Annotated in this window: 13 protein-coding genes and 1 pseudogene; 9 read left to right on the top strand and 5 right to left on the bottom strand. The window is 44.3% G+C overall.

Translation table 11 applies throughout. From position 1 onward, the window contains the following. Positions 1-14 precede the first annotated feature (14 nt). The gene (locus ACQY3F_RS11050) at positions 15-1,640 is read left to right on the top strand and encodes a putative transposase (RefSeq protein ID WP_428354901.1); all 1,626 of its coding nucleotides are present in this window, start codon (positions 15-17) and stop codon (positions 1,638-1,640) included. Positions 1,641-1,892: 252 nt separating this feature from the next. Then, the gene (locus ACQY3F_RS11045; RefSeq protein ID WP_428357803.1) at positions 1,893-2,066 is read left to right on the top strand and encodes a hypothetical protein; all 174 of its coding nucleotides are present in this window, start codon (positions 1,893-1,895) and stop codon (positions 2,064-2,066) included. 148 nt (positions 2,067-2,214) lie between these two features. On the opposite strand, the gene ACQY3F_RS11040 is transcribed toward ACQY3F_RS11045, so the two are convergent. Both ACQY3F_RS11040 and ACQY3F_RS11035 read right to left on the bottom strand, forming a co-directional pair. Beyond that, positions 2,215-2,442: a hypothetical protein gene (locus ACQY3F_RS11040; protein ID WP_428354899.1), complete on the bottom strand. Its 228-nt coding sequence runs from the start codon at positions 2,440-2,442 to the stop codon at positions 2,215-2,217. Between the two features lie 6 nt (positions 2,443-2,448). Continuing rightward, complete coding sequence (locus tag ACQY3F_RS11035; RefSeq protein ID WP_428354897.1) at positions 2,449-4,398, bottom strand: IS4 family transposase; 1,950 nt, start codon at positions 4,396-4,398, stop codon at positions 2,449-2,451. Positions 4,399-4,771: 373 nt separating this feature from the next. On the opposite strand from ACQY3F_RS11035, the pseudogene ACQY3F_RS11030 reads away from it, so the two are divergent. Next, positions 4,772-5,470, top strand: a pseudogene (locus ACQY3F_RS11030) (Druantia anti-phage system protein DruA). A gap of 241 nt (positions 5,471-5,711) precedes the next feature. On the opposite strand, the gene ACQY3F_RS11025 reads toward ACQY3F_RS11030, so the two are convergent. After that, complete coding sequence (locus ACQY3F_RS11025; protein ID WP_428352972.1) at positions 5,712-7,073, bottom strand: IS1380 family transposase; 1,362 nt, start codon at positions 7,071-7,073, stop codon at positions 5,712-5,714. Between the two features lie 202 nt (positions 7,074-7,275). On the opposite strand from ACQY3F_RS11025, the gene ACQY3F_RS11020 reads away from it, so the two are divergent. The 6 genes from ACQY3F_RS11020 to rpoS all read left to right on the top strand — a co-directional run bounded on the left by ACQY3F_RS11020 (position 7,276) and on the right by rpoS (position 12,892). Beyond that, positions 7,276-7,611, top strand: coding sequence for an ArsR/SmtB family transcription factor (locus ACQY3F_RS11020; RefSeq protein ID WP_428354895.1), 336 nt, complete (start codon positions 7,276-7,278; stop codon positions 7,609-7,611). 174 nt (positions 7,612-7,785) lie between these two features. Then, entirely contained in the window at positions 7,786-8,796 is a 1,011-nt protein-coding gene (locus tag ACQY3F_RS11015) for an ArsJ-associated glyceraldehyde-3-phosphate dehydrogenase (RefSeq protein ID WP_428354894.1), read from the top strand. Positions 8,797-9,295: 499 nt separating this feature from the next. Continuing rightward, a complete protein-coding gene (arsJ, locus tag ACQY3F_RS11010) occupies positions 9,296-10,504 on the top strand; it encodes an organoarsenical effux MFS transporter ArsJ (RefSeq protein ID WP_428354893.1) in 1,209 nt (402 codons plus the stop codon). 258 nt (positions 10,505-10,762) lie between these two features. Then, a complete protein-coding gene (locus ACQY3F_RS11005) occupies positions 10,763-11,140 on the top strand; it encodes a DnaJ domain-containing protein (RefSeq protein ID WP_428354892.1) in 378 nt (125 codons plus the stop codon). 24 nt (positions 11,141-11,164) lie between these two features. Next, on the top strand, positions 11,165-11,869 hold the full coding sequence (locus ACQY3F_RS11000) for a peptidoglycan DD-metalloendopeptidase family protein (RefSeq protein WP_428354891.1): 705 nt from the start codon (positions 11,165-11,167) through the stop codon (positions 11,867-11,869). Positions 11,870-11,917: 48 nt separating this feature from the next. Continuing rightward, entirely contained in the window at positions 11,918-12,892 is a 975-nt protein-coding gene (gene rpoS, locus ACQY3F_RS10995) for an RNA polymerase sigma factor RpoS (RefSeq protein ID WP_428354889.1), read from the top strand. A gap of 241 nt (positions 12,893-13,133) precedes the next feature. Here the strand turns inward: rpoS and ACQY3F_RS10990 are convergent, their stop codons facing one another. Together ACQY3F_RS10990 and lgt are read right to left on the bottom strand one after the other, a co-directional pair. Next, positions 13,134-13,712, bottom strand: coding sequence for a Sua5/YciO/YrdC/YwlC family protein (locus ACQY3F_RS10990; RefSeq protein WP_428354887.1), 579 nt, complete (start codon positions 13,710-13,712; stop codon positions 13,134-13,136). Further along, positions 13,709-14,491, bottom strand: coding sequence for a prolipoprotein diacylglyceryl transferase (lgt, locus tag ACQY3F_RS10985; RefSeq protein WP_428354886.1), 783 nt, complete (start codon positions 14,489-14,491; stop codon positions 13,709-13,711). The genes ACQY3F_RS10990 and lgt overlap by 4 nt, the downstream gene beginning before the upstream one ends. Positions 14,492-14,559 lie beyond the last annotated feature (68 nt).

The raw sequence follows: 14,559 nt of genomic DNA, 5'->3' as shown, positions 1-14,559 counted from the left end.
CAAGCTTACTTCGTTTGGATGATTATTTCTTTCCATCTCCCTTACTTAGCAATGGCTTATTAAATGACATTGAGCACCACCTTGGCAAACTGACAGGTTATTATCAAACCTTTCATATCCTATTGCTACTCGCCTTTATGGGACTATGTCGCATCAAAAATGCCGAACAACTTCGCGAGCATGCACCGGGTGAATTCGGCAAACTACTTGGCCTGGATCGGGTTCCCGAAGTGCGCTGTTTAAGAACCAAAGTAAAAGGACTGTCTGATCCAGAATCAGTTGAAAGCTGGGCGGCCGACCTCAGTCGACAATGGATGGAAAATGAACCAGAGGCAGCAGGAACACTCTACATAGATGGTCATGTCCGTGTCTATCATGGACACTTGACTAAACTTCCCAAACGGCATGTTTCACGCGAAAAACTCTGCTTACGGGGTATCACCGACTACTGGGTTAATGATGGTACGGGGCGTCCCTTCTTTGTCGTTGAAAAAACGGTGGATCCGGGCTTACTAAAAACGCTGGAAGAAGATATCGTCCCCCGATTACTCAAAGACATTCCGAATCAACCGAGTGCACAAGCATTACAGCAAAACAAACAAGCCTGTCGTTTTATCCTGGTGTTTGATAGAGAAGGCTATAGCCCCGCATTCTTTAGAAAGATGTGGGACAAGCATCGTGTCGCTTGCATGACCTATCATAAATTTCCCACCGAAAATTGGCCACTGGACAATTTTTCCAGTCAGGAGATCACCCTACCGAGTGGTGAAAAAGTCATCATGAAACTCGCCGAACGAGGCAGTCTGGTTGGAACTGGAAAACAGGCGATGTGGATGAGAGAAGTGCGCAAGTTGACTGATTCTGGTCACCAAACCAGTATTATTACCACAGCCTATGAACTAGAATTGACGGCTGTTTCTGGGCGAATGTTTAGCCGGTGGTGCCAAGAGAACTTTTTTAGATATATGAAGCACCACTATGGGATAGATATGCTACAGGAGTATGGAATAGAGCCACTATCCGATACCCAAAAGGTGGTCAACCCTGATAGGCGCCAACAGGAAGGACAGCGTAATTCGATACAATCCAAACTCAATTACCGTCTATCTCGATTTGCAGCGATGGAACTTCATCCGGTGATTAAAAAAGATGAAACGGAAGATGTGAAATACAAGAAATGGGAAAGAAAACGAGCAGAATTACTCGAAGAAATAGAGCATTATGAAAATGAACTAAAAACCATCAAGGAAAAACTAAGCCAAACGCCCAAACACATTACCTGGCAAGAGTTGAGAGACGAAGATAAGTTCGAACAGCTTCTGCCAGGGAAAAAGCGGCTGATAGATACTGTCAACATGATCGCTTATCGGGCAGAAACAGCAATGGCCGCTCTGCTAACCTCACCGACAATCGACTTTCCGATGGCAAGGCAACTATTACAAACGCTGTTTGTGACAGAAGCAGATATATTACCCGATGAAGTAAAAAAACAACTTCGGATACGTGTGCATAGTACTTCCCGACCTGCAAGTAATAAAGCAATAGAAAAGTTATTTGAACAACTCAATCAAACGGAACTCAATTATCCAGGAACCGATCTGCGCTTAATTTATGAGCTGACTTCATCCGCAAAAAATTAGGAAATGGTCTCAAATTAGTTTCGTCTGAATCAAGATGTCTGAGTATTGGAATCACGAAGTACAGCTAAGAAAAGTAGATGTGAGCGCAAGTTCCTCTGAAAGTGTGTTGAAAAAATCAAATAGCTTTGATCAACACTGACAAAACTCTAAAGTGAAAGTGACGATCATAATTGACTGACTCATAACGACCCTAAGCAGACGGTAATAAAACTTGCTTTCAATCGAGTCTGACCCCAATGTCACGTGACCCCAATGTCACGTAATCCCGGTATGGGGCGTAAAAACTATTATGGTTCAGGGAGTCAATGGAGTGCCAGACTGGCAGCCATGATGTTTTCACTGTTTCAGACAATCCTGTTATGGGGATTGAACCCACATCACTGGCTTCACGACTATCTAGGCCTGCCTATTACCCATAAATCATGACACACAATATCATCCGCCTTCCAGCAGCAAGAACCCGGCACACAAAAGCTGCAAAGCTGCGCACCCTCGCCACATGATTTGATGACCGGGCGGGGGATCTTTTTTCCGCCCCAGATGTCCTCCAATTCTTGCTACCAATTGTACAGCTTCACCTAGTAACAAAGGGGGGTTTAATCTTTTTTTTTGCGTAGGCGTGCAGGGTACGCAATTCAACATCAGAAAATAATATTTCAGCAGGAAGCTCAGGCGTTTCTCTACCCAGAAGCGTCATGAGCATGATCCGCCAGGCGATAACCAGATTGATACCAATCGCCCGACGCAACCGCTCAGCCGTTTCATGAGCAAGATCGTCAATTTTACAGCCTGATTTTAGCACACGATGCTAGTCTTCAATTCGCCAGCGCAACGTATACCAACGCAAACACTTTTCAATGTCCTTTGCGGATTCAATTTTAATCGTTGTCAGTAAAAACCACTCGACGGCCTTTGTGCCTTGAGGCGGGTTTTCTTCTAGCGCATGGATAAGCTGTATTTCAACCGGCTCTTTGTCATGATAATAGCTGGGAGCAGGGAGTTGTATGGCTAAGTGACGCAATGCCAGTTCTGCCCGCCTTCCTGGTCTTGCTGCTTTGGCTTTTTGCTTGCTTTTTTTAGGTCGGGCACTTTGCTGGGGAACATTCACGCTGACTCGACTTTGTACGCTGGTTTCACGAATGGCTGCGAACAGTTTGAAGGGGGATTGATTAATATTACGGTCGTGCTGAGCACGAATAAGCAGTTCAACACGGGGGTTTTTTCTTTGTTCATCAAACAATTCAAAAAAATCAGCTTCCCGGTCACAGACATTAACCAGTTGTGTTTGCGGCATGGTGGCCGCTAATTCAACTAAATCACGGTGGTGCTCTATCCAGACAAAGGTCTTTTTTTCTTCAATCGGTATTTTTGATGGCTTACGTTTGTCATCGGGCAATCGGGGGTGCGGAGCAATACACTGTGCTTTTAGGACGCCCAATGGCAAGCCATTGGGCGCAATGGCGAAGCTTGAGTGTAAATTCAGTCCTTTGGTTTTTGCACCGGTCTGGTTGGCTTTCAACTCCCCTAAACCACTGCATTTATCCAGGTTTGTGTAGTTGAGTTCACTGCCATCTTGCAGACATAGAACCGTTTTTTGCCCCATCATTCGTCGCGCTGTCCGTTCGCGGTGAGGTTGCAAGATATTTTCCAGATTAACGGCTGAGCCTTCTGGCTGGTCAATCATGCGATAGTAGGCCTTGGTGGCGGGCCAGTCACCTTCAACTGTCCCTGAGAAGGCACTGCCAGGATTCTGGGCTTTAGCATCAGCGACGTTGACGAGCCTTTTACTTAATCGTTTATCGCCCAGTGGCGCACCGCCAAATTCATGTTCGGCCCATTGCTCAGCATCCAGTCCTTCACTGATAGTCAGTGCGCCCAGACCTGCATTGGCTGATAATCCCAGCTGTTTCCTGAAAGAGGTATCGAGTGGGTACATATAAATCGTTTTTTGACTTAATGTCGAGTCATTATGCCGGTCCTGGCGTCCCCGCCCTTTGGTTTTTCCGATGGCCAACCAGTTTGAAGCCTTATAGCAGGTGCCCGAATAGTGCTCGGTATCAACAAAGCTTTCAATGAGCAAGGGTGAGTATCCATACTGCCGGTTAAAATCTTTTGCTATCGTTGCCATGCTCATGCCTAGTACTTTCGATGCCAGGTTTTTGCAGTTGACACTGGGACGGATCAAAAAACGACTCATCCCGACGATCATATGGAGCTGTGCTTGATGCTCTTCTTGATTCCAGCCTATCCATTGATCGCGGGCGGATAATTGCAAAGCCGGCGCGGCATACCCAATCCCTCCTAACCAGCCATGCTCGGAACGAATCAGGTAGCGCATTTGCCTGCCCACCAATATTGCTGCTTTCAGGTAGTGTTCTGTAAGCATCAGTTCATTCCAGGTTCGCATCTGATCTGCCTCTTGTACTAGTACCAATTCAAGCGCTGCAATGTGCCTGACTTCATCGGGTACATCAACAGGATGTGGTACGGAGTCCGTTAAACGGCGGGGTGATTTTGTGCCCGTTTTGTGTTGCACCCTGGGTAGCTCAAAATGCCCCGATGATTCTAGAGCACGGAGTGCTTTCAGGCAGCCACTGGTTTGCATTTTCCCGCGTGCATCGTGAAATTCAAAGTGTGTACAGACTTGTTTGGCTAAATCGCTTCTATGTTCAACTCCCTTGCCTTCCAGTAATTGTTTGATGTATTCTATATTGCTTGATAAGGAGAGTGTTCGTTTGATTTGGTTTTGTTTATTCATGCCTTATAGCATGCAATAATTATTCTTGATTGTCCAGCTGTAATTTATGGGTAATAGGCAGATCTAGATGCCTGTGCGAATAATGGTGGGCAGCCTCCCTCAGACATCCGCCCGTTTATTCCCTGGATGATGAGCGAGTCGCGCAAACAGCAGTTGAGCAAACCCTTGCCTGAACTGACTGCGACTCCACTCGAGTCAGAACAGCCCCAATCACCATGACACGGTATTGTGGACGAAACTTTAGCGAGCAGGAACTGGAACAGATGCGGAAATTGATTGCCGAGGATGCTGGGCGCACGCGTGCCGAACTTTCGCGCCTGACCTGCAGGATGCTTGATTGGTACAAGCCTGATGGGGGGCTCAAGGATATGTCATGCCGTGCTGCCGCATGGCAGAAGATGGACTTATCGCTCTGCCGCCACCACGGCGCAAACCACCCCCGCGACAGAAACTCAACTTTACTGAACAGACGGACCCGCAACCAGCGATCCTCCGGCCTGTTCATGAACTTGCGGCCATCCAGCTTTGTCCAGTCATCACCCGTGATCATTCACGACTATGGAATGAGTACATACATCGCTACCACTACCTGGGGCACAAGCCGCTACCCGGCGCACAGCTTTGCTACTTCGTCATCCTCGACGAGCAAATTATTGCAGCGCTCGGTTTTAGTGCGGCCGCCTGGCAAACGGCACCACGTGATCAGTTTATTGGCTGGAGCCACGAACAGCGGCAAAAAAACCTGCCGTTAGTCGTGAACAATGCCCGTTTTCTGATTATGCCCTAGGTGAAATCCAAAAATCTTGCTTCCACTATTTTATCCATGATAGCTCGTCGCCTTCCTACACAATGGGAAGAGCGTTATGGCATCCGTCCGGTGTTACTGGAAACTTTTGTTGATACCGAGCGATTTGCAGGGACTTGTTACAAAGCCGCCAACTGGATCTACGTAGGTAAAACCAAAGGGCGCGGCAAGTTGGGACCTGCTGGTAAACAAAGCGTACCCATCAAAGACTTATGGCTTTATCCGCTGTGTCGTCAGTTTAGAAGCCACCTAACTCGCTGGTTCTAGGTAGTACCTAAATCCTGCAAGCCCATATTTTGACTCTCATTAACCTGTCTAGCTAAGTGGTTATTAGGTTTTTACTGCCGCTTTGCCAGCCCTCTTTGTCCAACCGATCAAAATATCCAGATTTAAATCATAAATAGAGGAAATTTTTTGTATCGTATGGATATCCCCCGAGCCCAAGGCAATAAACACCCTGCCAACGTGCCATGACCTTTTAATCAAAGTGACTTAACTTCGGTTAATGTTAAGCGAGTAACCCCACCTTAACCCAATCATCCCATTCCTGTGGATAGAGCGGATCTGCAGGTGTTCTGACTCTCAGCTGATTATTGCCTGTGAGTAATTTTCCAGCCACCCGAATCAGATAAGTACGAAGTGTATCCGGCTCCCATTGGCACAACGTTTTGTTGCCACTCAATTGAGCCATCCAGCGCACGGTATTGTAGGCAAGAACGGCGCAATGAAATAATGCGGCATTAGCCAGAAATTGATTCGTTCTGATTTTACCTAAACCCATTTGTGATTTTGCTTCTTCAATCCATGTTTCGCACGTCGCTCGTTCACCATACTTCTTATGTGTTTGCCAAGGCGATAGAGGTTCAGTTGTTACATAACAAAAATAGTCATATTCTGCCGTATCCCAAAGCTCGGACTGAGGTCCTGTCACTTGTTTAGGTTGCTTTATCCTGACCGCGACAAACTGACGAGAGCGAGACCAGCCACCACAACGATATTGAAACTCGCTCTGCTCCCAACCGGGTCGGCCTTGTATGGCTGTCCAGGCCTGTTTGGCCAGCAATGCGTTCAAATTCTTAAGTTTAACCTTTATTAGATACCCATGCCCTCTGGTATCGAGAAATTCAAGCAAATCACCGACAAAATAACCACTGTCACCGCGAAAAATAATGCGCATCCGATTGGGCAAGTGTGCAAGTAACTGTTTGGTAAATTCTACAACACCATTGCTTGTAAAGGCATTGCCTGTCCGGAACCAGGCTTGTAAAATTTCTTTTGTTTCCGCTAGAAAAGCGAGTTGTGGATGGTATGAACGGGCACCTTTCTTTTTGGGGTTGAAGCCTTTGGCACTTCCTTCTTGTCGACCACAAACGGTGTCCACAGTTGAATCGACATCGACCCACTGGACGGATTGTATGCCAGTTTTCGATTTTCCGGAACGAAGCAATCGCCGCCAGTGTTGACCACGCAAAGTATGCGTGAGCGTTTCAAACTGGCTTATCTGCCTATCACTTACTTCTTTAAAGATCCGTAAAATTGTGGTTTCAACAGGAATCTTTATCCAGCCAGCTACTTTGCGCAGTACGCTATCTGCCCATACGGTCGTCACCTTTGCCATTGATGTTGCTCCCCCCATCATGCCAACCAACGTCAATAGAACCACATCAGATAAGTGATGGTCTGCATTTTCACCCCGCCGATGTGGAACGCTTTGTTTTACGGTTTTTTCAAAACCTATCCTGTCTAAATATTTCACGACGGGAATCAGTCCCGCCTGGCTTGTCAATCCATGTGCTGTAGATGTCATTTTTACCGTTCGGGTACGGTTTCTTACGTGAGATGAGGATTTTGATACTTTAGAGGGCTTCATTAAAACAATGAGATAGTGAAATCAGGAAAATGATATTATATCATTGTTTAATAAGGAGTTTTGTGGATTATTATGTATAATGCTTGCAGGATTTAGGTAGTATGTGTTGGTCGAATATTTACAAAATAAGAAGGTTTTATCTAGTAACGCTGCACTAGTCAGTATATTTGCCTATATACGCATAAGCAAATATAATGTCTTAATGAATACAGATACCTTGGCCAATATTTTTAAAGCACTTTCAGAGCCTGTCCGCTTGCGCATTCTTGCATTGTTGCTCAGCAAAGGGGAGCTTTGCGTTTGCGACCTGGTAGATACTCTTGCATTATCGCAAAGCGTGACTTCCCGGCATCTGGCTTATTTACGCAACAACAATATTGTTACAGCCAGACGTGAAGGTGTGTGGATGCATTACCAGTTAACGGATTATGCACAGCTAGAGTTAAAACCGCTGTTTCATTTTATTCAGCAAAGCCTTGAGGATAATACTGAGGTACGAGAGGATTTGGTTAAGGTGGATAGCGCACAAGGTTGCTGATATTTACATTATCGCTTGGTGAGATTGAGTGCTTCTACACCCGCAGCTGAAAATTTATCTCTATCTGGGTTTTGTTAATTTTAAAAGTGTAATAATAGCTTCTCAGGCTGGAGATAAAATACCTGAGAAGGCTTATTTATATTTGTTTAAACGTATATACGTAAAGAAGGGAATATGACTATTAAAGTAGCGATTAACGGTTTTGGCCGTATGGGAAGGCTGGCATTTCGTGCCGCATGGGATTGGCCGGAATTTGAGATCGTGCATATTAATGAAAAAGCAGGCGATGCGGCTACAGCGGCTCATTTGCTTAATTTTGATTCAGTGCATGGCCGCTGGCAGCATGCCGCCGAAAGTAATGAAAAAGGGCTGCTGATTAATGGGCAGTCGATTAGTTACTCGCAAAATGCACAACTAGAAGCGACACCGTGGCATCAATTAGGTGTCGATATTGTGGTTGAATGCACGGGAAAATTTAAGTCCAAACAAGCTTTAGCGCCTTATCTTCAACAAGGTGTTAAAAAAGTAGTAGTTTCCGCACCGGTTAAAGACGGCACGTTAAATATTGTGATGGGCGTTAATGATCAGCTTTACGATCCTGCAGTGCATAATATCGTAACAGCCGCTTCTTGTACCACGAATTGTATTGCACCTGTTGTCAAAGTGATTCATGAGAATTTTGGGATTAAGCATGGTTCAATCACAACCATTCATGATATGACCAACACGCAAAGCATACTCGATGAATATCATCCGGATTTGCGTCGCGCACGGGCAAGTGCTTTATCGCTGATTCCAACCAGTACGGGTTCGGCTACGGCTATTACCGAAATATTTCCTGAATTAAAAGGCCGATTGAATGGTATTGCGGTGCGAGTGCCCTTGGCTAATGCATCTTTAACGGATTGTGTTTTTGAAGTCGAGCAAGCTGTGACTGTTGAAGCCATTAATGCGGCATTAAAAACTTCAGCAGAGGGCGAGTTAAACGGAATTCTGGGTTATGAAACCAGACCTTTAGTTTCTGCTGATTATACTAATGATACCCATTCGAGTACTGTAGATGCGCTGTCAACCATGGTGGTTAATGGCACGCAGGTTAAAATATTAACCTGGTACGACAATGAAATTGGCTACGTGCATCGCATGATGGAATTGTGTAAAAAACTGGCTCTCTCATTATCCTAGAAACTGCAGTTGAGCAGGGATTTTGTGGGAAATCTGAGTGCGAAAGACAAGGCACAGCTAGCAGGCAATGGCCGTAGCCCTTGGCAATAGCTGTAACGCAGTATTTCGCGCTCAGATTTATTCACAAAACCGTGAAGCGGAGTCTGTTCACCCTGCAGGTGATAAGTTGTTACGGTTATTATGTTTTATATTCAAATGCCTAGAGTGTTTTTTAGCGTTCAACTGCGGTTTTTAGGATTATCCTAGAAACCGCAGTTGAGCAGGGATTTTGTGGAAAATCTGAGTGCGAAAGACAAGGCACAGCTAGCAGGCAATGGCCGTAGCCCTTGGCAATAGCTGTAACGCAGTATTTCGCGCTCAGATTTATTCACAAAACCGTGAAGCGGAGTCTGTTCGCCCTGTAGGGGATAAGTTGTTACGGTCATTATGTTTTATATTCAAATACTTAGAGTGTTTTTTAGCGTTCAACTGCGGTTTTTAGGATTATAGGTACAATGAGATGAATAGCCCCGTGCAACAATACGCAGTGGTTACCGGGAGTTACTGGGCTTTTACTTTGACCGATGGCGCACTCAGAATGTTGGTGATTCTGTATTTTCATCAGCTGGGTTATAGCCCTCTAGAAGTCGCTAGTCTGTTTCTGCTGTATGAATTTTGCGGAGTTATTACTAATCTGATCGGTGGCTGGCTCGCTACACGTATGGGCTTGAATACGATTATGCATTTCGGATTGGCTTTGCAAATTCTTGCCCTAAGCATGTTATTAGTCGAGCCCGAATATCTTGATGTAGTGTATGTTATGGTAGCTCAGGCTATTTCTGGTATAGCCAAAGACCTGAATAAGATGAGTGCCAAAAGCAGCATTAAATTATTAGTGCCTGATCATGCGCAGGGAAAGCTGTATCAATGGGTATCGTTATTGACCGGGTCAAAGAACACGCTTAAGGGTGTGGGGTTTTTTCTGGGTGCCATGCTGTTGACTACTTTGGGGTTTAGAGGAGGTATTGCTCTGATGGCAGGCGGTCTAATGCTAGTGTTACTGCTAAGCTTTATTTTGCTAAAAAAAGAGCTGGGTAAAACGTCTTATAAGCCTAAATTTACCGATATATTTTCAAAAAGTGCCGCAGTGAACCGCTTATCGGCAGCGCGATTTTTTTTATTTGGGGCGCGAGATATCTGGTTTGTTATTGCGCTACCGGTTTTTCTTCAGGAGCATTTGCATTGGGATTATGCGGATGTCGGCACTTTTCTGGCTAGCTGGGTGATTGGCTATGGTTTTGTGCAATCTGTAACACCTTTAATAACGGGAATCCGGCGCGGCAAGATTCCAGACGGCAGGACAGCGATGCTATGGGCTATATTATTAGCAATTCTGCCGCTTGCAATTGCCGCTTTGCTTTATCAAGGTTTACCGGCGACTGTGGTATTGATTGTGGGTTTATTTTTTTTCGGGGTGATATTTGCTATTAATTCTGCGGTGCATTCCTATCTGATTGTTGCTTATGCCAATGAAGATGGCGTGTCGCTGGATGTCGGTTTTTATTATATGGCTAATGCCTTGGGACGTTTGGTGGGTACTCTATTATCTGGCTGGGTGTACCAGTCTTCAGGGCTGGTTGCCTGTCTTTTAGTCTCGGCAGTATTTATTATTATCGCCAGTATAATATCACTCGCTCTTCCGAGGCACACGGCTGTTGCAGCAACCTAGTTATCGGCAAAAACTCAGCCGCTAGAAATTCGTATCCATGACCGCGCGAAGTATATTTATTCTCGTTTATGTTTCTTCTGTAGTATCCTTTATATTGATTCTAGTGCGCTGTAAGCCATAAGACGTTACAAGGGATGAGTTTTGATTAGAGTTTATATAATAGTTTTGGTTATCGCTGCATTTTTTTGGTTTAAAGTTTTTTTGTCAACAGCACCTGATGAACGTAAATCTTTCATTAAGAAAAGCGCTATATATGGTATGGCACTGAGCTTTTTGCTATTGGCGATAATGGGACGCTTAAGCTGGATAATTGCAGCACTCAGCGTGGGTGCCGCATTTGTGTCGCGCTTTCTGCCGCTGGCTTTGCGCTACGCTCCTCAATTGCAACGCCTGTGGTCACTGTTTCGTGAACAAAGTGGGCATGCAACAGGAAATTCTGGGGCTAGAAGTAGTGCGGGTGCTATGACTAGCGAAGAAGCGTATAAAATTCTGGGAGTCAGCCTATCAGCAACTCGACAGGAAATCATTGAAGCTCACCGTAAGCTAATGTTAAAGAATCATCCTGACCGGGGAGGGAGTAGTTATCTTGCTGCACAAATAAACCTGGCTAAAGAAATGTTGTTAAAAAATAAATAGATATGCTTGCTTATAATTTCAATTATGCGCTGGCCATTTAGAGTCATTACCTTTGTCATAATTGTCCTGGCTATTTTCGGCTGTACAACGACCCAATCCAAGGCACCGGTTCAACCACATAAGCGTGACTTGACCAAGGGGACGTATTACACAGTAAAAAAAGGTGACACCCTATATGCAATTGGCTTTAGATCAGGACATGGCTATAAGCGTCTGGCAAAGTGGAACAATATTCCTCCGCCCTATAAAGTTTATTTAGGACAAAAGATAAAATTATTTCGTGGAACTCGATATAAAAAATCACAAAAAAAGAAAAAATATAATAAAAAAACATCAAGTATTTCAATTAATAAGAAAAGAGTGTTAAGGTTGTACTGGCAGTGGCCGGTGCAAGGAAAAATATTAAGGAGCTTTTATGCAACGGGTAATAAAGGGATTGATATAGCCGGTCATATAGGTAAAAAAATTAGAGCAGCAGAGTCAGGTATTGTGGTCTATAGCGGGAGTGGCCTTGTAGGGTATGGGAATTTATTAATTATTAAACATAATTATTTATATTTAAGTGCCTATGCACATAATCGTCGTTTACTTGTAAAAGAAGGGCATAAAGTTAAAAAAGGGCAGTTGATCGCAGAGATGGGAGCAGGTGTCGATGCGAAACCCGCTTTACATTTCGAGATTAGGAAAAATGGTAAATCTGTTAACCCTATAAGCTATATGCCTAAATAAGGAACGCGTACGGTGTAACTAAAAAATAACAAAAAGTAGGAGTTAATAATGACGGAAGAATTAATGAGTACTGCAGGTGAAGTTATGCCTGAGAGCATTGATCTGGATGCGACGGGTATTGCTCGTGATGCTGATGCTGAGCCATCGCATGCTGCTGTACCTGAATCCATTACTGCAGAGAAACAAGATCATTCTTTTGATGCGACAAAGTTCTATCTTAATGATTTAAGTCGATCGGTGCTATTAACTGCTGAGCAAGAAAAAAAATATGGCGCACGAGCTTTAGGAGGGGACCTGAAGGCACGTCAGATTATGATTGAAAGTAATTTGCGCCTCGTCGTTAAGATTGCCCGGCGTTATTTAAATCGTGGCTTACCCTTACTAGATTTAATAGAGGAAGGTAACCTGGGTTTAATCCGTGCGGTAGAAAAATTTGATCCAGAATTAGGCTTTCGTTTTTCGACTTATGCGACCTGGTGGATACGGCAAACAATTGAGCGGGCAATTATGAATCAAACTCGCACTATAAGGTTGCCTATCCATGTGCTTAAAGAAATGAATGTTTATATCAAGGCACAACGACATTTAGTGCAGACATTGGGAACTGAACCCAGTGCAGAAGAGATAGCCCGTTATTTAGATAAGCCAGTCAAACTGGTAGAGAAAATGCTTAAGTTAAACGAACGCGTAACTTCAATGGACGCACCTAGCCCTTTTGATTCAGAAAGGACGTTATTGGATTCGATTTCAGATGAAGGTGCTTGTAGTCTAGTTGAGCAGGTTCATGATGAAGGGGTTAAGGAAAATATTAAGGTTTGGTTGGCGAAATTATCTAGTAAACAGGCGGAAGTCATATGTCGCCGTTATGGTTTATGTGGTTATGAGAATGCCACGCTGGAAGTTGTTGCTGGTGAACTAGGAGTCACTCGTGAACGGGTTCGGCAAATACAAATGGATGGCTTGAAAAATCTCAAAGAGATTATTGAGGTTGATGGGCATTCGCTGGAAGGCATTCTACAATAAAGATTTAGAGCCTTCTCGGTTAAATTTTTTCCCTTTGAATAATCCTAAAAACCGCAGTTGAACGCTAAAAAAACGCTAAGCATTTGAATATAAAACATAATGACCGTAACAACTTATCCCCTACAGGGTGGACAGACTCTGCTTCACGATTTTGTGAATAAATCTGAGCGCGAAATACTGCGTTGCAACTATTGCCAAGGGCTGCGGCCATTGCTTGCTAGCTGTGCCTTGTCTTTCGTACTCAGATTTTCCTAGGTTTAGAAGCTCGTAAACAATCTCCATTCTGGGCATTATAAATGGCTGTAGCCTGTTGGTGATGTTCGGTTGCCCCTGTCAGGATTAATATATCCTCAGTTTGAAATTTCTTCTGTACCTCTAATGCAGTGCGTGCTGGCGCTTGCTGGCTGATATTTGCACTGGTCGATACTATCGCGCCAGCGTAGTTTGAACACAATTGTTGTACCAGAGGATGGGCGCTCACTCGAACCGCCAGGGAATCATGTTTTCCCCGTAAATAGCGAGGCACCCAGGGCTGCGCAGGAACCACCCAGGTAATTGCCCCAGGCCAGGTAGGTAATATTCGCTCAAGCATGCTCGGGCTAGGGTTAATATAAGGTTGTAATTGTGCAAAGTCCGATGCAATCAGAATAAGCCCTTTATGCATAGGTCGCTGTTTGATACGTAGTAAGTGCATAACCGCAGCTTCATTTAATGGATCGCAGCCTAAACCATAGACAGCTTCTGTAGGATAAGCAATAAGTTTGCCCTGATTTAAAGCATGGCTAGCCATGTGTATTTTAAAAGGTGATAAATAACTCATTGATCAAGCTGCTTTTGAGCGCGGTAAAGTATATATATACCCGTCAGAATAAATGGGATGCTGAGCATTTGTCCTGTACTTAGCGAAGTGTCTGGACTGTAGCTAACCAAACTCTGTTTATAAAATTCTAGAACAAAACGTGTGCTAAATATTAGAATTAAGAACCAGGCGCAGAGTTGTCCATTAAAGTTTAAAGTGCGGCTTTTATTGTATAAATACAGTAAAAATAGAAAAATACCAGCATAGCAAATCGCTTCGTAAAGCTGTACCGGGTGTCTGGGGATATTGTCCAGGCGTTTGAAAATGACCGCCCAGGGAACATCCGTAGCCGTTCCAGTGATTTCTGAGTTTAAAAAATTTCCAATACGCACTAGGCAGCCACTGAACGATGCTGCAATTGCAGCTCTATCCAGAATCCACCAGTAATCAAAAGGCGCTTTACGCTGATAGATATACAAGGAAATGAGTACCCCAAAAGTACCACCATGACTGGCCAGTCCACCTTCCCAGATAGCAAAAATTTTAAGGGGATCAGAAAAATAATAGCTAGGGTTATAAAATAAAACGTGACCCAGCCTAGCCCCCAATATAGAGCCACCCATACAGTACCAGAGCAAACGATCCACATCATCTGCCGTGCCTAATTCGCGTAAGTATACCCAGTGCATAAACAAGTAATTACTCAGTAAAGCCAAGGCAAACAAAGCACCGTACCAATGTATCTGGATGTGTTTAAAGCTGGCTAAGATAGGATCAAAATCCCAGATAATAGGGTCCATATTGATTTTCGTTGTGTGGGCTAGGAAGGCTAATAAGTTCTCTGTTCTTGTTTATCCTAGAAAACGTG

It is taken from the genome of Methyloprofundus sp. (assembly GCF_965251085.1).
GTDB lineage: Bacteria > Pseudomonadota > Gammaproteobacteria > Methylococcales > Methylomonadaceae > Methyloprofundus.
This window is presented reverse-complemented; position numbering and strand designations above follow the sequence as displayed.